A 23,055-nucleotide genomic window follows, 5' to 3' on the forward strand; every position below is an offset into this window, starting at 1 on the left:
AAAAAAATAGATGCTGGAATTGTTTGGTTAGACTTCTATTCTTTTGCTCACGCAAACAAATACAAGCCCCCATACAAACTTACTTAAGATTAATTTGTTAAAGAACTTTAGGGTTAAAGTGAATCAAACTTGAATCTCTTACCGCCCTAAGCAGACGAACTATATTACAGAAGTGATTCGCTCGTGTCAATTTTATTTTTGACCTCTTTTTAAGCACCGATTCAATTTTAAAGACTACTAAAAACTGAACTTAAACTTTAAAGAGAGAAGCAAAGAAACTACTAGAGAACTGGGCTTCTACCGAATCATCTTCAACGTCGCCGTCTGAATGAGTGGTGTATCTTACCCCTTTCATTTTTATTTGCAACTCTTTTTCTGGTCAAAATGTAAGCGCTGGCAAAAAAGTTAGAAAAAAGGGGGATCTAAATATATCTTCATACAGATAACTAACTAATAAACAAGGAAGAATAGATAGCCTGGAGTGAGTAGAGAAATTGTTAAAAATTTAATACTCTTAACTAACAGGCTACTGATCTCATCTTTAACCAAAAAGCTTGATGATCTTTTTCAATCCTGCAATCAAGCGATCAACATCTTCACTATTGTTATAGATGCCAAAAGAGATTCTTGCTGTTGCCGGCACATCCATCCTTCTCATTAAGGGCTGTGCACAATGGTGCCCTACACGAATAGCGACCCCCTCGTGATCAAGCAACGTTCCAATATCATGAGGATGAATTCCCTTAACAACGAATGAGATCACACCTACCTTCTCTTTTGCCGTGCCGATCACTCTTACTTCTGAAATCTCCGCCAATTGTGTCATTGTATAATTAAGCAATGCATCTTCATGTGCTGTAATCGTCTCAAAACCGATCTCTTCCACCCACTCAAGAGCCTTACCAAAAGCGATAACCCCTGCAATATTGGGAGTTCCCGCTTCAAACTTATTAGGTAGTGGTGCAAATGTTGTCTTTTCGAAAGTCACGAGATCGATCATATCTCCTCCGGTCTGATAAGGAGGCATCGCTTCTAATAGCTCTCTTTTACCATAGAGAATTCCAACTCCGGTCGGACCATAGAGTTTATGGGCAGAGAAAGCATAAAAATCAACATCGAGTTCTGTCACATTTAGAGGTTGATGAACCGCTCCCTGCGCGCCATCAATTAAGACTTTAGCTCCCACTTTATGAGCAGCTTCTATAATATACTTCACATCATTGATCGTTCCTAATACATTAGAGACTTGTGTGACTGAAACAATTTTCACCCGTTCACTTAACATCTCTAAATATTGATCAAGTAGAAGCTCCCCTTGATCATTAATGGGAATTACTTTAAGTTCCGCTCCTCTCTCGTTACAGATCATCTGCCATGGAACGATATTCGCATGATGCTCCATCTCTGAAATAATTACGATATCTCCCGGTTCTAAAACCATTCGCCCGTAACTTTGTGCAACTAAGTTAATACTTTCGGTTGTCCCTTTCGTAAAAATCACTTCACGGGAATCTTCTGCTCCAATAAACTTACGGACGACATCACGCACTAACTCATACTCTTGAGTCGATTTTTCACTAAAGAAATAGACTCCTCGATGAATATTTGCGTAATACTTCTCATATACCTCTCTTTCGGCATCAATGACCACTTGAGGTTTTTGTGCTGAAGCCCCGGTATCTAAAAACGCGACGGGCGCTCCTTTTACCGTTTCACTAAAGATAGGGAACTGTTGACGAATTTCTGGCAATGCGATCATGCGATACCTCTGCTGATGATATTTATATATGATATTTAATATTTCGAATTTAGATATGAAGTTTAGACTTTTTAGGCCAAACATAAAGGATAGAGATGGTTAGTGAAAAAGGGCATCCGGAATAAGAGAACAAAAACGGCTATAACCCATACCAGTAAAAAGAGAATACCGGTGATAGCTATAGCCGCTCGTCACAATCTAGAGAAGGTCATACGCACAACAATACAATTTCGATAGAGTTGGTTAATGCGATGACCTCTACTCTTAGCGATCTCTCTTCCTAATATTACATCAACTGTGCAATATCTTTATCTAGTTGATGATGGAGCCACTCACTAATCGATTTTGAATTAATAGTCTCTAAGATCTCAACTGCATACGCACGAATCAAAATTCGCTTTGCTTCCGCCTCTGAAATACCTCTAGTGCGGAGATAGAAGAGATGATCAGGATCGATAAAGCCAACCGTCGCTCCATGAGTACAACGAACATCATCCGCATAAATGAGTAGACGAGGAATGGTTAATGCTCGAGCACCATCATTGAGAAGTAGAGATCGGGTCATCTGATCTGCATTGATCTTTTGAGCATCTTGATAAACATGAATCTGTGCATCAAAGATCGATTCTGCACGATCTTTCAAGATATTTTTCACCTGCTGACGACTTTCACAATTAGGAACGCGGTGATCCATATCGATAATGTGTGAGATATGTTCTCTACCTTCTCCAATATTTAATATATTAAGGTCGGTAAACCCCTCTTCCCCATTGATATGAAGATGGATATCAGAGCGAGAGAGCTCACCCTGTGCTTGATAACTCATATAGTGAACATGACTTCTCTCTGCTTGTTCAGAGGTGAAATCAAAGAGCGAAGATCCTTTAGCACCATTAAGCGCTGCACGAACAAACTCTACTTTTGCTTCCGCGGCAACATCAGCCTCTACTTTACCTAAATTAAGATAATGTCCTTCCCCTGACTCAACGAACAGAAAAGAGACTTCCGCAGCTTCCTCAACTGTAATATTGATTTTAAAATCAACTTTAGTGGATTGCTCTCCTGCATCAGAAAAATGGTAGATAACAACGGGGCGATCAATTTTCGCACCCTCTACCACTTTAATTTCTAAAAGCTGTTCAGTTCCACGAACCAAAAGACCTTCAGGTAGAGTCAACTCACTAATCCAACGGGCACTGACCTCACCATTATAGATCGGCAATACTACCCCATTTTCAGGTAATACTTCTGAGATCGGCGCGGCTGTTTCACGTGAAACCGGATCTTTCCAGTCCACAGAGATCACTTTACGAAGGGGGGTGTCTCTAAAACGCTCTTTTGAAGCATTCTCTTTATATACTGTTAGCATTAATCTCTCCTTACTTATGAATACGAGTTCCGCCAGCTTCTTCACCACGGAATGCTACGTAACCCTCTTTTTCGAGCTCTAACGCTAACTCTTTACCGCCACTTTTAACAATTTTGCCATCCGTCATTACATGAACAAAGTCTGGCTGTACATAATCGAGTAGACGTTGATAGTGAGTAATCAATAAGAACCCACGATTTTGATCTCTCAATGAGTTAATTCCTTCGGAGATAACACGAAGTGCATCAATATCGAGTCCGGAATCAGTCTCATCAAGAACTGCTAACTTAGGTTCAAGCACTAACATCTGTAAAATCTCATTACGCTTCTTCTCTCCACCCGAGAAACCAGCATTCACGGCTCTCTTTAAGAAAGAGGCATCCATTTTTACAGTCTTCATCTTCTCTTGAAGCAACTCATAGAATTCTAAAGCATCAACAGGCTCTTCTCCACGAGATTTACGAATTGCATTCAATGCACTTCTTAAGAAGTAGTGATTATTAACACCAGGGAGCTCTGCTGGATATTGGAATCCTAAAAAGATCCCCATCTGTGCACGCTCATCAGGATCCATCTCTAAAATACTCTTACCTTCAAAAAGGATATCTCCTTCCGTGATCTCATACCCCTCTTTTCCAACGATAATATTAGCTAATGTACTCTTTCCTGAGCCGTTTGGACCCATAATTGCATGGACTTTTCCCGCTTCAATATTGAGGGTAACTCCCTTAAGGATCTCATTACCATCGACTTCTACATGTAAATTTATAATTTGTAACATATTTCTACTCTCGTTATTAATTTTGTAATCGTTATTTTGCCACCAGCTTCAACATGATGGCGATATGCTTTTTAGTCCCGTTTTAACCGACACTGCCCTCTAATCGCAGTTCGATCAATTTTTGTGCTTCAACAGCAAACTCCATCGGTAACTCATCGAAGATCTCTTTACAGTAACCATTGACAATAAGGTTAATTGCATCCTCTTCAGAGAGTCCACGCTGTTGACAATAGAAGAGCTGCTCTTCAGAAATTTTTGAAGTAGAGGCTTCATGCTCCACTTTTGAGCTCGAGTTACGAACATCGATATAGGGGAAAGTATGGGCTCCACATTTATCTCCCATCAAGAGAGAATCACACTGAGAATAGTTATGTGAGCCTGTTGCATTAGGCCCGATTCTTACCAGTCCGCGATAAGAGTTTTCTGAGTAGCCTGCGGAGATTCCTTTAGAGATAATCGTAGAACGAGTATTTTTACCAATGTGGATCATCTTAGTACCTGTATCGGCTTGCTGACGATCTTTTACAAGAGCAACGGAGTAGAACTCTCCAACAGACTCATCCCCTTTTAAGATGCAGCTTGGGTATTTCCATGTGATTGAGGATCCTGTTTCAACCTGTGTCCAAGTAATTTTTGACTGAAATCCTTCACAAATACCGCGCTTTGTTACAAAGTTATAGATTCCACCTTTACCCTCTTCATCCCCGGGATACCAATTTTGAACAGTGGAGTATTTTATCGTCGCTTTCTCTTTTGCCACTAATTCAACGACTGCCGCATGGAGTTGATTCTCATCTCTTTGTGGAGCAGTACATCCTTCAAGATAAGAGACATAACTTCCTTCATCTGCAACAATTAATGTACGCTCAAATTGCCCTGTATTAGATGCATTAATCCGGAAGTAGGTGGAGAGTTCCATAGGGCAACGCTTACCTTTTGGAATATAGACAAAAGAACCATCGGTAAAGACAGCGGCATTGAGTGCGGCAAAGTAGTTATCATCATGAGGAACAACTGTTCCTAAATGCTCTTTTACCAATTCAGGATACTCCTGAACCGCTTCACTAAAGGAGCAGAAGATAATGCCCTGCTCTAAAAGACGATCTTTATAACTTGTTGCGACAGAGACGGAGTCAAATACAGCATCTACAGCAACACCGGCTAAAATTTTCTGCTCTTCGAGAGGAATCCCTAAACGTTCATAAGTATAGAGAAGCTCTGGATCAACTTCATCTAAGCTCTTGGGTCCATCTGCCATCGACTTAGGAGCTGAGTAGTAAGAGATTGCTTGATAATCGATCGGATCAATATTGAGATGCGCCCAATCGGGAGATTCCATCTCTAACCATGCACGATAAGCGGTTAAGCGATACTCTAACAACCACTCAGGTTCATTCTTAATTTGGGATATTTTACGGATGACATCTTCATCTAATCCCGGTGGAAGGGTTTCTTGCTCGATTTCAGTTGTGAAGCCATACTTATACTCTTCACCGGCAAGCGCCTCAATTCTATCTTTTTCTGTTATTTCTGCTGTCATAATCGTTCTATTTTATTATCTTAAAAAATTAGTTTATAAGAGATCTATCACATTCATTTCTGCTTTTAGATCACTCGGTGAGCCGAGAAGAGATAGCAATGTCACCTCAGAAAAACTCTTATAGAGTTGCTGATTGATCACTCGCCAATGCGGTGCTAATTGACAATCTATCGCTTTATCACAAGGATTCTCAAGATCATTACAAGCATTCATCGCAACGGGTCCTTCAATTGCCTCAATGACATCAAGTAACGTAATCTCCTCAGGAGACTTCTGTAATTGATATCCTCCATAAACACCTCTTGTTGATGTTAAGAGCTCCGCTTTAACAAGAAGCTTCAGAACTTTACTCACCAAAGAGACATTTAGATCACAGATCTCCGCTAGCGTTGATGCACTCATTCTCTCTTCTCTTACCGCAAGCTTAGTAAGAACAAGTAAGGCATAATCTGTTTCTCGGGTAATTCTCAATGTTAAGACTCTCTAAAAAATCAATATAGGAGTAATATAGTACCATATTAGTCCTAATTCAAATTTGTTTTGATAATCGCGGTTATTGAGCGCCTCAATAATGTCTCAATAACCTCTCAATCAACATCCACACAATATAAGAATAGAGAATCATATCGATCAGAAGATCGGGCATCGTACTAAAAAATGCAACAGAGAAAAGAAATAAAGAAGAGGCCGTTTAGATACTCCAAACGGCCTCTTCTCATATTATTTATCAATGATTAACAATATATTAAAATTTTACTGATTTAAAAGCCTTTTTTCCGGCATAAATAGCTTTATCACCAAGCTCTGCCTCAATACAGATCAAGCGATTATATTTTGCAACACGATCTGAACGGCAAAGTGAGCCTGTCTTGATTTGTGTCGCAACAGTAGCAACAGCGATATCAGCAATCGTTGTATCTTCTGTCTCGCCTGAACGATGTGATACAACAGAGGTATAACCTGCCTCATCTGCCATATTAATCGCATCAATGGTCTCTGTTAAGGTACCGATCTGATTAGGCTTAATTAAGATTGAGTTTGCAATACCACGCTTAATCCCTTCTTGTAGGATTTTTGTATTCGTAACAAAAAGATCATCCCCGACAATCTGCACACGATTACCAATCTTCTCAGTTAAGACAGCCCAACCTTCCCAATCTTCTTCATCCATACCATCTTCGATCGTAATAATCGGATAACGATTTACCCAATCTTCTAAAAATGCGGCAAATTCTTCTGATGTAAAGGATTTATTCTCAGACTCTAAAACATATTGTCCATCTTTATAAAACTCAGAAGCCGCAATATCGAGACCTAAGAAGACATCTTTCCCTGCTTCATAGCCGGCACGTTTAATCGCCGTCATAATCACTTCTAATGCTTCCTCGTTAGAGCCAAGATTTGGAGCAAATCCACCCTCATCACCCACTCCTGTTGCTAACCCCTTCTCTGTAAGCACTTTACGTAACTCATGGAAGATTTCAGCGCCACAACGGATCGCTTCGGCAAATGTAGGAACACCTACTGGAAGAATCATAAATTCTTGAACATCTACAGAGTTGTCAGCATGCGCTCCTCCGTTAAGAATATTCATCATCGGAACAGGTAACGTATAACTTTCGCGCTCAGCTAAGTAGCGATAAAGTGGTAAACCTTTCTCATTTGCCGCTGCGTGTGCAACCGCTAAAGAGACACCTAATAGAGCATTTGCTCCTAAGTTTGATTTATTCTCAGTACCATCTAATTTAAGTAAGATCTCATCAACATTTTTTTGATCTGATGCATCAACACCTTTGAGTGCTTTTGCTATTACGCCATTGACGTTCTCACATGCACGCAATACGCCTTTACCACCGTAACGCTTTTGATCCCCATCACGAAGTTCAACCGCCTCTTTTGCCCCTGTAGAGGCGCCACTAGGTACAGCTGCAGTACCTGATACTCCCGACTCTAAAGTAGCTTTTACCCATACGGTTGGATTACCGCGTGAATCAAGAATTTCTCGTGCAATGATCGAGTTGATTGCTGACATAAATTTCTCCAAATAGATATTATAAAAAAGCAAAAGGCGTAACTACAAAATAGCTACACCTTCCTATTATTTATTGTTATTACTCAAATTTCAACTTGAGATAATAATCCTTTCTTTTTCTGCCTATTTTACATCACGGATCTTAGGACCGATGTAACGTTGACGTGGACGACCAATCTTCATATTTGGATCTGCGATCATCTCTGCCCAATGGCTAATCCAACCACTTGTACGTGCAATTGCGAACATAGGTGTGAACATCTCAACAGGAATACCTAATGCTTTGTAGATAATACCTGAGTAGAAGTCGACGTTTGGATAGAGTTTACGCTCTACAAAGTACTCATCTTTAAGTGCAATCTCTTCAAGTTTAACAGCAATCTCCATCAATGGATCATTACCATATTTTGCCAATACTTCATCAGCAATACCCTTGATGATACGTGCACGTGGGTCAAAGTTTTTATAGACACGGTGACCAAAGCCCATCAAACGGAATGGATCATTCTTATCTTTCGCTTTTGCAATAAATTTATCGATATTGCTAACATCACCGATCTCTTCAAGCATAACGAGTACAGCTTCGTTAGCACCACCATGTGAAGGTCCCCATAATGATGCGATACCTGATGCGATCGCTGTAAACGGATCTGCACCTGAAGATCCTGCTAGACGAACCGTTGAAGTTGACGCGTTTTGCTCATGGTCAGCATGAAGCGTAAAGAGCACGTCAATTGCTTTCTCTGCAACAGGATCAACTTCATAATCAGCACATGGTGTTGAGAACATCATCTGTAAGAAGTTACCTGCATAAGAGAGATCGTTACGTGGGTAACGGATCGGCTGGCCTTGACCATGCTTGTAACAAGCAGCTGCGATTGTTGGCATCTTAGAGATTAAACGGTGCGCAATAATCATACGATGCTCAGGATCAAAGATATTCATCTTGTCATGGTAGAAGCCCGCCATTGAAGCAACTGATCCTACTAACATCGCCATAGGATGAGAGTCATAACGGAATCCTTGAAGGAAGCTCTTCATATTCTCATGCATCAAAGAGTGCGTCATAATGATCTCTTTGAACTCTTTTGATTGCGCTTCATCTGGAAGCTCACCATTCCAAAGAAGATAAGCAACATCAAGATAATCTTTCTTCGCCGCTAACTGCTCAATAGGATAACCACGATAGAGTAGTTCACCCTTCTCACCATCAAGATAGGTGATTGCACTCTCACAACTTGCTGTAGAGACATAACCTGGGTCATAGCTAAACATCGACATCTCTCTGTTTAACTTCGCAATATCAATAACAGAATTACCATAAACAGAATCCAAAATTGGAAATTCTGCTTCATGTCCTGTTCTATTATTTCTAAAGGTGACAGTATCTTTTGTACTCATACTAATTTCCTCCAGCTTTCGGTAACTATCCCCATTAATGGAGTTATCACTTCAGCTCTATTTTAATAAAAACTCAAACTTGAGATGAATAATATTGTTCGACCATCTTAGTACATAAACGATTATTTTAAAATAGCCACAATGGTTCCTCGGTGATTCAATTTTCTAATCGCGCTAATAACGCTCGATTGATATCGATAATTAATTGTGGTCCTTCATAGATAAAACCACTATAGAGTTGCACCAAAGATGCTCCGGCATCTAACTTATCTAGAGCATCTTGGGCCGTCATAATTCCACCTACGCCGATAATCGGAAAGCGTCCCTGACTCTCCTTTGCTAAAAAACGGATAACCGCTAAAGATCGTTCTGTTAAAGGAGCTCCACTTACGCCTCCGGCCTCAGCTTTCAACGGAGATTGAATGCCTTCTCGTGAAATAGTGGTATTGGTCGCAATAATGCCGGCAATATTTGATTCATCGACAATCTCGACAATCTCTTGCAACTGCTCATTAGAGAGATCTGGGGCTATTTTAAGTAGAATTGGTTTGGGATTTTGATATTTCTGATTTGCATTCTGTAACGCTTGCAATAGCGCCAATAGCGGCCCCTTCTCTTGGAGAGCTCGCAAATTAGGCGTATTGGGAGAACTGACATTAACCACAAAATAATCGACAACATCAAACAGCGTATGAAAACAGGTTAAATAATCTTCCACCGCTTCTTCATTAGGCGTCTCTTTATTTTTACCAATATTGCCCCCGATGATTAACCGATGTTGCCGCTTCAATAAACGAAGTCGTGCCGCATCAACACCCTCATTATTAAAACCCATTCGATTAATAATTGCGGACTCATCTACGAGACGAAAGAGTCTCTTCTTAGGATTACCCGGCTGCCCTTTCGGAGTTACTGTCCCAATCTCAACAAAAGAGAAACCAAGATCTCCTAACGCTTGATAGAGTTTAGCATCCTTATCAAATCCCGCAGCTAAACCGACAGGATGACGAAAAGTGAGACCAAAAACCTCCCGCTGAAGGCGAGGATCCTCTAAAATTTTCTCACGATCGATCAGACGACTTTTGACAAAAGGGAGTGCCGTTAATGCTCTAATCCCCCAAAATGAGAGATGATGGGAACATTCAGGATCTAGCTTAAAGAGTAGTTTTTGAATAATTTTTTTTATCATCAGCACAATCTTTACAATTCTGTTGCCGCTATTATCCTCCTATTTTGAGACAAAGCTAGCAAAAACATTTAATCATCACTTTAGAAAAAATTTTTCCATAAAAAAAGCATCTCTTAATGAGATGCTCTCTTTTAAATCCTCATAGCGTTATATTCACTAATATTAACGACCATATTTCTTACGGAAACGATCAACGCGACCTTCCGCATCAAGAATATTTTGTTGACCTGTGAAGAATGGATGTGACGCAGAGGTTACTTCCATACGCGCTAATGGGTATTCGTTACCATCAGTCCATACGATTGTATCTTTAGTTGCGATTGTTGAACGTGTTAAGATCGCAAAATCACTAGATGCATCTTGAAACACTACAGGACGGTAGTTGATTGTATTTTCTTTTGACATAATATTTTATCCATTAATTAATGTTTATCGCTTGACTCTCTCGAGCCTACTTCCTTAATGCACAGTTAGATTCGTCAATCTAAATGTCTACCGCATTAAAAAAATAATCAAGACGGGAATTTTACTGTAAAGAGAAGCCTAATGCAAATCTATTACGCATCAAAGACCCCTCTTTCGATCCATTTTAGAGCTTCTTAGGGCTATTTACCCCTTCATCATTTGGAAAAACTCTGCATTTGTCTTAGTCTCGCGCATCCGCTCAAGCATAAATTCAGCAGCTTCAATCTCATCCATTGGGTGAATCAATTTGCGGAGAATCCACATCTTCTGTAACTCTTCAGGTCCCATTAAAAGTTCTTCACGACGAGTGCCTGAACGATTAACATTGATTGCAGGGAAGATCCGTTTTTCAGCAATACGGCGATCTAACTGAATCTCTGAGTTCCCCGTTCCTTTAAACTCTTCAAAGATTACCTCATCCATCTTCGAGCCGGTATCAACCATTGCTGTTGCAATAATGGTCAAACTCCCCCCATTTTCAATATTCCGCGCCGCACCAAAGAAACGTTTAGGGCGATGGAGCGCATTAGCATCAACCCCACCGGAGAGCACCTTACCTGAAGAGGGAACCACAGTATTATAAGCGCGCGCTAAACGGGTCATCGAATCGAGCAAAATCACCACATCTCGACCATGTTCTACTAATCGACGAGCTTTCTCAATCACCATTTCAGCAACCTGTACATGGCGAAGCGCTGGCTCATCAAAAGTTGAAGCCACCACATCACCTTTAACAAGGCGTTGCATCTCTGTCACCTCTTCTGGTCGCTCATCAATAAGCAATACCATAAGATAAGCTTCCGGATGATTGATCGCGATCGATTGCGCAATATTTTGCATCATAATCGTCTTACCCGCTTTCGGGGGCGCAACGATCATACTTCTTTGTCCTTTACCAATCGGCGCTACAATATCGATTAAACGGGCGGTAATATCTTCGCTCGAACCATTTCCCAATTCCATTTTTAGTGGCTCATTAGGATGAATAGGAGTTAAGTTTTCAAAAGCGATCTTACGGCGATTCTTACTAACCGGCTCATAGTTGATCTCATTTACTTTAACGAGTGCAAAATATTTCTCATTATCTTTAGGTGCGCGAATAACACCTGAAACGGTATCTCCTGTTCGAAGATTGAAACGTCTTATTTGAGAAGGGCTAATATAGACATCATCAGGACCTGCTAAGAAGGAGCTATCTACCCCTCTTAAAAAACCGTATCCATCATTAAGGACTTCAAGCACCCCATCACCAATAACCTCACCACCTTTTTCTGCTTGTTCTTGTAAAATGGCAAAGATGAGCTCATGCTTTTTAGCCCGCATTAGTCCTTGGATATTCATTTCTTCGGCAATATCTACTAGCTCTTGGGCCGTTTTTTGTTTTAGTTCTGTTAGATTCATAGATTGATTTTATAAAAAGTATAAGAGAGGATTCTAAATGCTGTTTAGAATAAAATTCTATTTAAAATAAATATTTAGAATGGATAAGAAGAGTTTATCTTGTGAATTATCTTATGAGTAATTATGAGTAATATAGGGGACGCGCCCTCACATTTCCTTAAAGGCCTCAACGATAAGTTGGGCTACTAATAGAGAGAAATGGATAGAAGATTTATTATTAGCGAAAGTTTATGCTTTATCTCCGTCCCGTGCAACTTTATTTCGATATTTTGTGATTAAGGCCTTTAAAACTTCGATCCCTATAGGTAATGCCGAGATAAAGACAATTCCAAGGACAATCAGAGAGAAGTTCTCTTGGACTATTTGAGTTTGGCCAAAAAAGTAACCTGCGCCTAACATACTCCCTGTCCAAAGAAGGGCACCCAAAATATTATAAGTACCAAAACGACGATAACACATCCGACTAGCACCTGCAACGAAAGGAGCAAAGGTTCTCACGATCGGGATAAAGCGCGCTAAAATAATCGTTTTCCCGCCATGCCGTTGGTAAAACTCTTCTGTCTTTTCTAAATATTTCAGCTTAAAAATTTTAGCATCTCTTCTAAAGGGTTTAACACCTAAATGTTGCCCTATCTGATAATTAACAGCATCACCAACAATGGCAGCGACAAGTAATGTTCCAAAGAGAATCCAGATATTCATCAATCCCGCCGCAGCTAAAGCACCTGCCGCAAAGAGAAGAGAATCTCCCGGTAAAAAGGGAGTTACGACGAGCCCTGTTTCACAAAAAACGATCAATATTAAAATCCCATAGATCCAATATCCATACTGAGAGATAATCACCTCTAGATAATCATCTACATGGAGAAATATATCGACCACCTGCATTAACCAATCCATCACGCTACTCTACCCTTCTCTCTTCTACGGCCACTTTGCTTTAACACAACAATTCAAAAATATCTCAAAACATCTTTAAGTTAATTGCCAACGTTGGCACTCGATTTATGACATTCTATCTATTACTACTATCTTGCTATTTGACTACTTCGCTGTTTCGTTATTTCGTTATTTCACTATCACTACTTTTATAGTCTCTTAAATCACCGCTATGAAATCACTATAGAGCAGTCCGATCGACAGGATGTAACTGCATCTCATTAAGACGCCAACATTGATCCATCTTACGTGCTAAAGAATAATCATGAGTGACTACAATTAATGCCGTACCAATCTCGGCATTAATCTCACACATGAGATCGAAGATCGCATGAGCATTCTCCTCATCGAGATTCCCTGTAGGTTCATCTGCTAAGACCGCTGAGGGCTTTGTTACCAAAGCACGAGCAATAGCAACACGTTGCCGCTCACCGCCCGATAGTTTTCCCGGATGGTGCGTTAATCGATGCGCTAAACCGACTCTATTTAAGAGTTGCTCCGCTTCATGACGTGCTTTAGCAATACTTGCTCCACCAATCACGAGTGGCAACGCCACATTATCAAGTGCCGTAAATTCAGGAAGAAGATGGTGAAATTGATAGATAAAACCGAGATATTGATTACGAAGATATCCTCGTTTGGCTTCCGATAAACGATTAAAGTGCTCGCCATTGAGATAGATATCTCCACTTGTGGGTTGATCTAATCCCGAGATAATATGCATCAAGGTACTCTTACCGGCACCTGATGCACCCACAATAGCAATACGATCCCCCTTCTTTATCTCAAAAGTCAGATTTTGAAAGATAACAATCTCACTCTTTTGATCGATAAACTTTTTCGAGATATCTCTCACATCTAAAACGATCGATCCATCTTTACTCATAACGTAATGCCTCCGCAGGTTGTGTTCTCGATGCCTTCCACGCAGGATAGAGTGTCGCAACACTTGCTAATAGAAAGGCTATGCCGGCAATTGTCGCAACATCAGAGAAGAGTACAATTGAAGGGATCTCCGATATAGGATAGATACTTGGCTCAAAGAGTGTCTTTCCAACCATCTTTTCAATCCAGCGTACAATATCGGCAACATTAAAGGCGATCAATAACCCCAAAATAATCCCGATTAAGGCCCCAAAGAAACCGATAAAAGTTCCTTGAACCATAAATACCGCCATAATATGTCGCGGTGGCATCCCCAAGGTCCGTAAGATCGCAATCTCTGATCGCTTCTCCGTCACCACCATTACCAACATCGATACCACATTAAAAACAGCAACGGCAACAATCAAGCTCATAATAAGAAACATGGAGATCTTCTCGATCTCAATCATCTTAAAGAGTGCTGAAAATTGATTCACCCAAGTATAGACAGAGTACTGCCCCTCAATTTCAGGTTTGACTTGAAGATAGTAAGCGGTTTCTCGCGCCTTCATCGGGTCTTCTAATTGTAGACGAATTCCCGTGACCGTCTCCTTCGGGAGACGGTAGAGCGTTGCCGCATCTTTTAAGTTAACGAAGATATTACTAATATCATATTCATAAATACCGGCACGGAAGAATCCCACCACTTTTAAGCGCTTCATTCGAGGTGAGACGCCGGCTACGGTCACATTGATATCGGAGGTCACCAAGGAGAGATAATCTCCTATCGATAGACCTAAACGGCTTGCCATATCCCGGCTGATCAGGACACCAAACGGCGTATCATCGAGTAGATCAAAACTCCCCTCGATATAGTGCCCCATGATGGGATCTTTGGTTGTAATGGTATGGGCAATTGCCGAAACTCGCGCTTCATAACGAGGATCAACACCATAAACTTGGACCGGCAACATAACGCCAGAAGCATTGACTAACCCCTGCCCCTCAATAAAGGGAGCACTCCCTACTACATTTTGCTCTTTTTCTGAGAGCGTCATTAAGGGTTCCCACTCCTCGATATACCCCTTCTGATCACTTAAGATCTGATTGTGAAAAGCCATTGCAATGCTCCGCTCAGCGACCTCTTTTTGAAAGCCATTCATAACGGAGAGGACTACAATCATTGTCATCACACCCAGTGCAATGCCGCCAATTGAGACAAAAGAGATAAATGAGATGAAGTTATTTTTACGCTTTGCTGCGGTATAACGTAATCCCATAAATAGGGGTAAAGGTCTAAACATAATGGTTGATCTTTATTAATCTCAAAGTGATTCAGAAAATTTAGTATAGAGGAATTGATGCAAAAGGATACAATTAAACAATCAGAGACTCCTCATCAACATGAGTCGCCTCTTTAAAGAGTTCTTCTAACTCTGGAAGGGAAGGCAGATCACGTAATGATTTTAAATTAAGATCATCGAGCAATTGATCAGTTGTCCCATAGAGCATCGGTCGCCCCGGCACCTCTTTTCTCCCCACCACCTTAATCCACTCCCGCTCCTCTAGACTTCGAATAATATTACTACTAACAGAGACGCCTCGAACAGCTTCAATATCTCCTCGTGTGACCGGTTGTTGATAGAGAATAATAGCTAAGGTCTCAAAGAAAGCGCTACTATATCGTTGCTGTTTAGCTTCAAAGAGCTTACCAACCCATTTTGCAAAGCGAGAGGGAACTTGAAAACGCCAACCTGACGCCACCTCCACTAACTCAATACCGCCAGCTGCTTCTCGATATGTCGCCTCTAACGCAAAAAGCGCCCGAATAATATCGCTTTCACTATAATTTTCATCATCTAAGATCGTTAAGATCTCTTTTAGCGAGAGTGGAACCTCTGAAGCCATTAAGATCGCTTCTAATAGCGCTTTTAATTCTTGTTCATAATCATTCATGATTTCTATTAATCTTCTTTCTACCTAATATCCATTAAAGCTTATCTATTGAGCTTATCTATTGAGTAAACAACGCAATAATCTATCGCAACAATCTACCTCAATGATTCTCTATCGAGATTTTTTATCGAGTTATTATCGCACTGTTGCTACAGCACTTAAAGAGAGAAGACGTTTTCCTGATAAAGCAAAAGCAACCCGGCGAATCGCATTCCAAGGATTCTCCTTAATCTGCCCTTTAATTGCCTGATCGATCTGCACAACCATCTTCATAATATTTCGCCATCTACGAAGATTGAGCCGAGATAATGCCTGTTGATAAAGGGGTTGTTTATTACGCCAAACTTTCGATAATACCTGCCGCATACTCTCCCCTTGCTCTAATGAGAAGAGCATCTCTCCTAATGTTGCGATCTCTTTTTGTAGCAGAAAGTTCACCAATGTTGCCGGCTCCCCCTCCTCTTCAAAAATGGTAATAATACGATTGATACGATCAACATCGCCCAATAAAATGGCATCACTTAGATCAAATGCAATAAACTTAGAGCTCTGTGTTAAAGCAGAGCGAAGATTCTCAGCGTCTATCTTTCGATCACCATAGTAGAGCGCCAGATAATCGAGCTCCTGAATGACCGAGAAGAGATTGCCCTCATTATTTTGTGCTAAAAGATCGACCGCATCTTTCTCTAAATGGAGATTTCGTCGTTTCGCTTCATTAAAGATCCAGCCGGGAAACTCATGTAATCTCGGTGGATAGAGAATCGAAACGATGCCCACCTTATCGATCGCATTAACCCATTTAGCTTTCTGTTGGGCACTTTTAAGAAGAGGAATAGAGATTAAGAGAAAAAGATCCTCTTGTGGCGCCGCTAAATAGTTTTCTAACATTGTTTGCGCTTTACGATCGGGTGTCGAAGTAAATCTTAATTCAATGATCTGCTTCTCTGAAAAGAGAGAGAGGGATTGCGTCGCGCTGGTAAAAGATCCCCAATCAAAACGATTATCCACCTCTAGAAGGGTTCGCTCATTGAATCCATTTTCCCGATAGAGTGCACGAACCTGATCTGCAAGACTCAAAGAGAGATAGGGTTCATCCCCAGAGATTAAAAGAGCTGCAATCCGCCCCATCCCCTTTTTAATCGTCGGTATGACCTCATATGAATTTAATCGCATAATTCCTTCAATATTTTGACTAATCAGAGAGAAGCATCAGTATACACATAGTGCTAAATAAGGGTCTAACATCTTCATCAAATTCTCTTTTAATCTCACAAAGGAGCAGAATCTTTAAAGAAGAAATTGAACAATCTTTACAACTAATATGTTGCATGCAACAATGTTTTGAGAGTATGATTCAGTTAATAGATTGTGTTACTACAATAGGTCGATAATAAGATCCATTTCCGATATAGATCTCTAAGATAGATTTCCCAGATAGATTTTGATATTGGCTTCTGATCTTTACATTATCTTTACATTTTAATGCGATATCAATATCTTACCTATCGCTCTTTATCCCTCTTGATCAATCTTATCGATCTGCAGAAAATGGGAAATTGATAGTGAGCAATATTAAGTAGAGATTTGATCTAATATTTGCAATATTTAAAGAGCAATGTTTAGAGGGCTATATTGAGAGAGCAATCATGAGACATTGATAAAGAGATATCGATCTTTTAATTTTACTAAAAAAATACTCGACACCGATCGCTTCCTTTACCTTAAGGCGAGAAGTCGAGTAAGATAGCGGAGTTTTAAAAACTCTACTCTGGAGGATATTATGAAAAAGTTTGGTCTAAAAAAATTATTAATGGTGACGGCATTTTCAACACTCTTAATCGCCTGTGGTGATGATAAGGAGAGTGTTGCAGATAAAGGGGATGGCTTAGATACCCGTTTTGTTACTATCGCAACAGGTGGATCATCAGGTCCTTATAACATTATTGGTACAACACTTGGACAGATCTACTCAAAAACCTATGGCGTTAACTCAAAATCACAATCAACTGGTGCATCGATTCAGAATGTAAACCTTGTCAATCAAGGAAAGGCTGAATTAGCACTCACTATGAGTGATGTTTTAAGCCAAGCGGTTGCCGGCGAAGGTTCATTTAAAGAGCCCTTAGAAAACGTTGTACAGGTTGCGGCACTCTATCCAAACTATGTACAGATCGTCACCTCGAAAAAATCGGGAATCAAAACAATGGATGATCTTAAAGGTCGCCGTGTTGCCGTAGGAGATCTCAACTCAGGAACAGAGATGAATGCTCGCGCTCTCCTCAAAGGTCATGGAATTACCTATGATGATCTTCAGGTCGATTATTTAGGATTTGCCGAAGCGGTCGATGCGCTTCGTGGCGGTAAAATCGATGCTGCAGTCTTAACAAGTGGTCTTCCAAATGCCTCAATTATGGAGCTTGAGCAAGGTTTTGATCTTCAATTAGTTGAGATTAGAAAACCGATGGTTGATGAGATTGCAAAAGATCAATCTTACTTCCTTTCAGCGGAGATCCCTGCAGGCACTTATGGCAATGCAGAACCTATTCCAACAGCAATCATTGTTAATGCCTTAGTTGCACGTAAAGATCTCAGTGAAGAGGATGTCTATAAGTTAACAAAGACCTTCTTTGAGAGTCTCAATGATCTTGCTAACTCGCATCAAGCTGCAAAAGGAATCTCTCTTGAAACTGCTCAAGAAGGCTTAGTAGCACCGCTCCACCCAGGTGCTAAGAAGTACTATGATGAGCAAGCGGCAAAATAAGAGTAGAAGACGATCTCTTATCTTATTAGTAGTGGTGGTCATCATGGCGACTACTACTCTGCTTCTCTCAACCTTTATCCACTCGCAGCCTATCACCCTCATTATCACTGAAAATGGTCGCTGTAAAATTGAGTCACCGACCTTTGCTCTCTCTTGGATTCACTCAGTGGATAAGACGCCTTGGATCGAATTTTACCAGCGTCAAGATGAGGGATTTATCTTAACCCATACAAAATTCAAAACTTTTGGTGCGGGCGTCCCTCATGATGGCATTCTGCTCGATCGCAATGACGATATGATTCACTATCAGATCGATCACTTTATGCCGGAGATCAACTGGGTTGTTGATCACGATGTCCGTTCTACTATCTATCTTTCTAAAGATCAGCCTTGGGAGATTTATCGTGAGGTTGATCGTTATAGCGAAGTGGAATTTCGCAATAGATCTTTTAATTTTTGGCAACGTTTATCTATAAGGAACTGTCATGAGCCGCAATAATGCAGAAGCTTACCATATTGCAGATACCATCCCTGCCGACACGGAACAGATTTTAGAAAAATTTGATCGTGAATCGATAGTAAGAACACCAAGCAGCAAATATCTTCGGATCTTTATCTCCTGCTTTGCAATCTTCTATTCTCTCTTCCACCTCTGGACAACCTATAATCCCATGCCGGAGTTACTCTACCGGGCAACTCACGTAGCTGTTGGGATTTCGCTAGTTTTTCTAATCTACCCTACCTATAAGAAGCAATCTCGCGATAAGATCGCTTGGTATGATTGGATCTTAGTGGCACTCTCATTTCTCTCTTTAGGCTATCTCTTTACGGAGTATCAAGCGATTGCGACAGTCAGAGGAGGAATAGCGAATAATACCGATATTGTGATGTCGATTATGACGATTCTCTTAGTGATGGAAGCCGCGAGACGTGTGATGGGATTGATTCTTCCAACATTGGCAGCAATCTTCCTCATCTACCCCTTTATCAGTAGCTATCACTTTATGCCGAGAATATTGCAGACGCGCCCTTTCGATCTAAGTGATATCTTTGGTCATCTCTATATCACAACCGAAGGACTCTACTCCTCTGCGGTAGGGGCATCAGTCTCCTTTATCTTCCTCTTTATCCTCTTTGGCGCATTTCTCAACAAATCGGGAATGGGGCAACTCTTTAATGATCTTGCACTCGCACTCGCAGGTCATAAACAGGGTGGACCGGCAAAAGTTGCGGTAGTGGCAAGTGGATTTATGGGAAGTATCAATGGTTCTGCCGTAGGTAATGTTGTTGGTACCGGTGTTTTTACTATTCCGATGATGAAAAAGGTCGGTTATAGCAAAAACTTCTCCGGCGCAGTTGAGGCGAGTGCTTCCGTCGGTGGACAGATCCTACCGCCTATTATGGGGGCAAGCGCCTTTATTATGGCAGAAACCACCGGGATCTCTTATGGAACCATTGCACTTGCGGCGCTCTTCCCTGCACTTCTCTACTACTTAGGCGTTATTGCACAAGTTCACTTTAGAGCAGGAAAAGATAATCTTAAAGGGATTCCTAAAGCAGATCTTCCTCGTGTTAAAGAGGTTTTAAAGGAGCGTGGACACCTTCTCCTTCCTATCTTTGCGCTTGTCTACTTCTTAGGTAACAATATGCCGATCGCTTATGCTGCATTCAATACCATTGCAATTGCAATTGTGGTCAGTCAATTTAGAAAAGCGACGCGCATGAGCTTTAAAAATATTTTAGAGGCGCTAGAAGATGGTGCAAGACAATCCCTCTCTGTTATGGCGGCTTGTGCGGTCATCGGTATTGTGATCGGTGTCTTAAGCTTAACCTCTGCGGCAACAGAGCTTATCGGCTCTATTACAGGTACCGGTGAGGGGATGCTCTTTATGACGCTCTTCTTAACGATGATCGCATCGATGGTTTTAGGTATGGGTCTTCCTTCCATTCCGGCCTATATCATCACCGCAACCATTGCCGCGCCGGCACTTGCCAATATTGGGGTTCCAACAATTGTTGCGCATCTCTTTGTCTTCTATTTTGGACTCTTTGCCAATATTACACCCCCTGTTGCCCTTGCCTCCTTCGCCGGAGCAGGAATTGCCGGTGGAGATCCAATGAAAACCGGATGGCAATCGCTTAAACTCTCCGTTGCCGGCTTTATCGTTCCCTTTATGTTTGTCTATAATCCAGCGATGTTGATGATCGATACAACAGGATTACCGATGAATGCAACAGAGTTTCCTATTCCCCCTATCTTCGATATGATCAGCATTACAATCACCTCAATTATCGGCATTACCGCTTTAAGTGCCGCGGTTGAAGGCTATTTCAAGTGTAGCTTTAGTTTTATCGGTCGCATTATTTTAGCTGCCGGCGCGTTGATGTTAGTCGTTCCAGAGACAGTGACAGACCTCATCGGAGCAGTTATTGTCATCACGATTATCACTATCAATATTAAAAAGCTTCCTATTAAATTGATCAATAAAGGCGATAGTGCGCTTGCTTAACATCACGATCTATCTGATCAGATGAAATAATCAAACAATCGATTACAAGCGTAAATCGAAGTAGTAGCAGAAACTGAAACTGTAACTGTAACTGAAATAGGAAGATAAAAGGTCTCACCTCAATATTGAAGTGAGACCTTTTCTTTAGCGGTAATAGTGAATCAATTACAGTGAATTATTACAGTGAATCACGAACCATTTAAAACATGATCATTGACCACTGATGGAAAGCCTCTATTTCCGTAGATAGTTATCTTTTAACATTCCAAAGAAACTCTCCCCTTCACCACCAATGATCGCCTTTGCACCATAGAGTGCCATATTGAGATAATTCCCGGGCGTTGCATGAGGAGGGTAGATCAGCTCTAAACGACTCGTATGAACATCGAGTAATGCCGGACCTTCATGTTCTAAAAAGGCCTTAACGGTCTCTTCTAACTCATGAGAACCTTTTGCGGAGAATCCTTTCATTCCAATAGAGTCTGCCATTAGTGCAAAATCAGGATTTTGTAGATCAGTATAGCTATTAACCATACCATCAGCTTTCATCTCTAACTCTACAAAATCGAGCGTTCCATTATTGATCACGACTATCTTAACGGGAAGCTTCTCTTGAACAATCGTCAATAGATCCCCCATCAACATGGTCATTCCCCCATCGCCACAGAGCGCAATCACTTGTCGATCGGGATGTGATTTCTGAATACCGATCGCTTGAGGCATCGCATTCGCCATTGTTCCATGTTTCAGTGACACTAATGTTCGACGCGTTCCCAATGTTTCAAAGTGACGTAGTAACCAGACGGTAGCAGAACCTCCATCAGCGGTTGCAAAAGCATCCTTCTTAGCATATTCACTCAATAGCTCTGTCAAATATTGAGGGTGAATGAGCTCTTCACTTGCGGCAACAGCTTTCTTATCGAGTTTTTTCACTGTTTTCTGATAAAGATGACGACAACGATCTAAAAATTCTGTCGACTCACGCTGATCAAGATGGGGTAATAATCGCTCTAAGGTGGGCTCAATATCACCAATAAGCCCTAGCTCAATGCCGTGACGAAGCCCAAGTTTTTGAGGATCTCGATCGATCTGAACGATTTTGGCATGCTTGGGATAAAATTGAGACCAAGCAAAATCAGCGCCCAAAATAATGAGCGTGTCACACTCTTCAATCATCTGATATCCCGATTTAATCCCCATCATACCGGTCATACCAACATTGTAAGGATTCTCCCCTTCAATAAAATCTTTTCCGCGAGAAGTATGTGCAATCGGCGCTTTAAGACGCTCTGCTAACGCAATCACTGTTTCATGCGCCCCTTCACATCCCGCTCCGGCATAGATTCCAACTTTACCACCGCTATTGATAATTTTTGCTAATTTTACCAGCTCGCTCTCTTGTGGATAGATCAATGGATGTTTAGGTTGATAGAGCTGGCGAATAGGAAGATCCTCCACCTCTTGCGCACTAATATCGGAAGGAAGAATCACCACTGCAACTCCTCGCTTTGCTAGAGCCTCTTGGCAAGCGGTCATAATCACTCTTTTTGCTTCATGGGGATTTCGCACCTCTTCACAATAGACAGAGCATCCCTCATAGATCGGTTTATAATCCACCTCTTGAGGAAATTGGGTTCCCAATACAGAAGTGGGCAGTTGACTTGCGATCAGGACAACTGGCGCACCATTACGATGGCTCTCATAGAGTCCATTGATAAAGTGTAGGCTTCCAGGACCACAAGAGCCGGCACAAGCAGTTAAACCTTTGGTCATAAAAGATTCCGCTCCGGCAGCAAATCCGCCAACCTCTTCATGACGCACATGAACCCACTCAATCTCAGTATGAAAACGCATCGCATTTGTCACATCATTGAGCGTATCACCGACGACGCCATAGCATCGTTTTACCCCAAAGAGCTCTAATGTCTCCACAATAATCTGTGCTACTTTCTTCTTTGCCATCTTCTCTCTTCCTATTGATTAAGATTGTGAAAGGAAATGATAAGAGTCAATGATAAAAATAGAGCGACCTTCACGGCTCTTTTATTGAACTGTTAGGTCGCTCCTTTCATCATGTTTAACTATCTC

The 23,055-nt window shown here is 41.1% G+C and carries 19 protein-coding genes; 3 read left to right on the forward strand and 16 right to left on the reverse strand.

Going from position 1 to position 23,055, the window contains the following annotated elements; genetic code table 11:
* Positions 1-541: 541 nt before the first annotated feature.
* The 15 genes from B9T19_RS09360 to holA form a co-directional block, all read right to left on the reverse strand.
* Positions 542-1,759 (reverse strand): aminotransferase class V-fold PLP-dependent enzyme, encoded by a 1,218-nt coding sequence (locus tag B9T19_RS09360; protein ID WP_094568373.1) that lies wholly within the window; start codon positions 1,757-1,759, stop codon positions 542-544.
* 286 nt (positions 1,760-2,045) lie between these two features.
* Positions 2,046-3,128: a SufD family Fe-S cluster assembly protein gene (locus tag B9T19_RS09365; protein WP_094568374.1), complete on the reverse strand. Its 1,083-nt coding sequence runs from the start codon at positions 3,126-3,128 to the stop codon at positions 2,046-2,048.
* 10 nt (positions 3,129-3,138) lie between these two features.
* Positions 3,139-3,909: a Fe-S cluster assembly ATPase SufC gene (sufC, locus tag B9T19_RS09370; RefSeq protein WP_094568375.1), complete on the reverse strand. Its 771-nt coding sequence runs from the start codon at positions 3,907-3,909 to the stop codon at positions 3,139-3,141.
* 82 nt (positions 3,910-3,991) lie between these two features.
* Positions 3,992-5,449 carry a Fe-S cluster assembly protein SufB gene (gene sufB, locus B9T19_RS09375; RefSeq protein WP_094568376.1) on the reverse strand — a complete coding sequence of 486 codons (1,458 nt, stop codon included), beginning with the start codon at positions 5,447-5,449 and terminating at the stop codon, positions 3,992-3,994.
* Positions 5,450-5,482: 33 nt separating this feature from the next.
* Entirely contained in the window at positions 5,483-5,920 is a 438-nt protein-coding gene (locus B9T19_RS09380; RefSeq protein WP_094568377.1) for an SUF system Fe-S cluster assembly regulator, read from the reverse strand.
* Between the two features lie 274 nt (positions 5,921-6,194).
* Positions 6,195-7,481, reverse strand: coding sequence for a phosphopyruvate hydratase (eno, locus tag B9T19_RS09385; protein WP_094568378.1), 1,287 nt, complete (start codon positions 7,479-7,481; stop codon positions 6,195-6,197).
* 123 nt (positions 7,482-7,604) lie between these two features.
* Positions 7,605-8,882 (reverse strand): citrate synthase, encoded by a 1,278-nt coding sequence (locus B9T19_RS09390; protein ID WP_094568379.1) that lies wholly within the window; start codon positions 8,880-8,882, stop codon positions 7,605-7,607.
* Between the two features lie 157 nt (positions 8,883-9,039).
* On the reverse strand, positions 9,040-10,071 hold the full coding sequence (locus B9T19_RS09395; protein ID WP_094568380.1) for a quinone-dependent dihydroorotate dehydrogenase: 1,032 nt from the start codon (positions 10,069-10,071) through the stop codon (positions 9,040-9,042).
* 162 nt (positions 10,072-10,233) lie between these two features.
* Complete coding sequence (locus B9T19_RS09400) at positions 10,234-10,476, reverse strand: type B 50S ribosomal protein L31 (RefSeq protein ID WP_094568381.1); 243 nt, start codon at positions 10,474-10,476, stop codon at positions 10,234-10,236.
* Between the two features lie 204 nt (positions 10,477-10,680).
* On the reverse strand, positions 10,681-11,937 hold the full coding sequence (gene rho, locus B9T19_RS09405; RefSeq protein WP_094568382.1) for a transcription termination factor Rho: 1,257 nt from the start codon (positions 11,935-11,937) through the stop codon (positions 10,681-10,683).
* Between the two features lie 228 nt (positions 11,938-12,165).
* Positions 12,166-12,837, reverse strand: coding sequence for a DedA family protein (locus B9T19_RS09410; RefSeq protein WP_198959081.1), 672 nt, complete (start codon positions 12,835-12,837; stop codon positions 12,166-12,168).
* 220 nt (positions 12,838-13,057) lie between these two features.
* The gene (lolD, locus tag B9T19_RS09415; RefSeq protein WP_094568384.1) at positions 13,058-13,762 is read right to left on the reverse strand and encodes a lipoprotein-releasing ABC transporter ATP-binding protein LolD; all 705 of its coding nucleotides are present in this window, start codon (positions 13,760-13,762) and stop codon (positions 13,058-13,060) included.
* Complete coding sequence (locus B9T19_RS09420; protein WP_094568385.1) at positions 13,755-15,044, reverse strand: lipoprotein-releasing ABC transporter permease subunit; 1,290 nt, start codon at positions 15,042-15,044, stop codon at positions 13,755-13,757. The genes lolD and B9T19_RS09420 overlap by 8 nt, the downstream gene beginning before the upstream one ends.
* A gap of 73 nt (positions 15,045-15,117) precedes the next feature.
* A complete protein-coding gene (gene scpB / locus B9T19_RS09425) occupies positions 15,118-15,696 on the reverse strand; it encodes an SMC-Scp complex subunit ScpB (protein ID WP_094568386.1) in 579 nt (192 codons plus the stop codon).
* Between the two features lie 135 nt (positions 15,697-15,831).
* Entirely contained in the window at positions 15,832-16,869 is a 1,038-nt protein-coding gene (holA, locus tag B9T19_RS09430) for a DNA polymerase III subunit delta (protein WP_094568387.1), read from the reverse strand.
* A 607-nt stretch (positions 16,870-17,476) separates the two neighbouring features.
* Between holA and B9T19_RS09435 the strand changes: the two genes are divergently transcribed.
* Genes B9T19_RS09435 through B9T19_RS09445 form a run of 3 tightly spaced genes read left to right on the forward strand, consistent with a single transcriptional unit; the run spans position 17,477 to position 20,967 of the window.
* Entirely contained in the window at positions 17,477-18,457 is a 981-nt protein-coding gene (locus tag B9T19_RS09435; RefSeq protein ID WP_094568388.1) for a TAXI family TRAP transporter solute-binding subunit, read from the forward strand.
* 43 nt (positions 18,458-18,500) lie between these two features.
* Positions 18,501-18,956: a DUF1850 domain-containing protein gene (locus tag B9T19_RS09440; protein ID WP_158214397.1), complete on the forward strand. Its 456-nt coding sequence runs from the start codon at positions 18,501-18,503 to the stop codon at positions 18,954-18,956.
* Entirely contained in the window at positions 18,943-20,967 is a 2,025-nt protein-coding gene (locus B9T19_RS09445) for a TRAP transporter permease (protein WP_094568390.1), read from the forward strand. The genes B9T19_RS09440 and B9T19_RS09445 overlap by 14 nt, the downstream gene beginning before the upstream one ends.
* A gap of 234 nt (positions 20,968-21,201) precedes the next feature.
* Here the strand turns inward: B9T19_RS09445 and B9T19_RS09450 are convergent, their stop codons facing one another.
* Positions 21,202-22,929, reverse strand: coding sequence for a thiamine pyrophosphate-dependent enzyme (locus tag B9T19_RS09450; RefSeq protein WP_094568391.1), 1,728 nt, complete (start codon positions 22,927-22,929; stop codon positions 21,202-21,204).
* Positions 22,930-23,055 lie beyond the last annotated feature (126 nt).

This window comes from Ignatzschineria sp. F8392 (assembly GCF_002252045.1).
Taxonomy (GTDB): Bacteria; Pseudomonadota; Gammaproteobacteria; order Cardiobacteriales; family Wohlfahrtiimonadaceae; genus Ignatzschineria.

Excerpts from the sequence above, each read along its gene's own strand:
- B9T19_RS09390 (WP_094568379.1), bottom strand. The coding sequence starts at position 8,882 with ATGAGTACAAAAGATACTGTCACCTTTAGAAATAATAGAACAGGACAT.
- B9T19_RS09365 (WP_094568374.1), bottom strand. The coding sequence starts at position 3,128 with ATGCTAACAGTATATAAAGAGAATGCTTCAAAAGAGCGTTTTAGAGAC.
- rho (WP_094568382.1), bottom strand. The coding sequence starts at position 11,937 with ATGAATCTAACAGAACTAAAACAAAAAACGGCCCAAGAGCTAGTAGAT.
- B9T19_RS09440 (WP_158214397.1), top strand. The coding sequence starts at position 18,501 with ATGGCGACTACTACTCTGCTTCTCTCAACCTTTATCCACTCGCAGCCT.
- lolD (WP_094568384.1), bottom strand. The coding sequence starts at position 13,762 with ATGAGTAAAGATGGATCGATCGTTTTAGATGTGAGAGATATCTCGAAA.
- B9T19_RS09445 (WP_094568390.1), top strand. The coding sequence starts at position 18,943 with ATGAGCCGCAATAATGCAGAAGCTTACCATATTGCAGATACCATCCCT.
- holA (WP_094568387.1), bottom strand. The coding sequence starts at position 16,869 with ATGCGATTAAATTCATATGAGGTCATACCGACGATTAAAAAGGGGATG.
- B9T19_RS09395 (WP_094568380.1), bottom strand. The coding sequence starts at position 10,071 with ATGATAAAAAAAATTATTCAAAAACTACTCTTTAAGCTAGATCCTGAA.
- eno (WP_094568378.1), bottom strand. The coding sequence starts at position 7,481 with ATGTCAGCAATCAACTCGATCATTGCACGAGAAATTCTTGATTCACGC.
- B9T19_RS09400 (WP_094568381.1), bottom strand. The coding sequence starts at position 10,476 with ATGTCAAAAGAAAATACAATCAACTACCGTCCTGTAGTGTTTCAAGAT.
- B9T19_RS09360 (WP_094568373.1), bottom strand. The coding sequence starts at position 1,759 with ATGATCGCATTGCCAGAAATTCGTCAACAGTTCCCTATCTTTAGTGAA.
- B9T19_RS09435 (WP_094568388.1), top strand. The coding sequence starts at position 17,477 with ATGAAAAAGTTTGGTCTAAAAAAATTATTAATGGTGACGGCATTTTCA.
- B9T19_RS09420 (WP_094568385.1), bottom strand. The coding sequence starts at position 15,044 with ATGTTTAGACCTTTACCCCTATTTATGGGATTACGTTATACCGCAGCA.
- B9T19_RS09450 (WP_094568391.1), bottom strand. The coding sequence starts at position 22,929 with ATGGCAAAGAAGAAAGTAGCACAGATTATTGTGGAGACATTAGAGCTC.
- scpB (WP_094568386.1), bottom strand. The coding sequence starts at position 15,696 with ATGAATGATTATGAACAAGAATTAAAAGCGCTATTAGAAGCGATCTTA.
- sufC (WP_094568375.1), bottom strand. The coding sequence starts at position 3,909 with ATGTTACAAATTATAAATTTACATGTAGAAGTCGATGGTAATGAGATC.
- B9T19_RS09410 (WP_198959081.1), bottom strand. The coding sequence starts at position 12,837 with ATGGATTGGTTAATGCAGGTGGTCGATATATTTCTCCATGTAGATGAT.
- sufB (WP_094568376.1), bottom strand. The coding sequence starts at position 5,449 with ATGACAGCAGAAATAACAGAAAAAGATAGAATTGAGGCGCTTGCCGGT.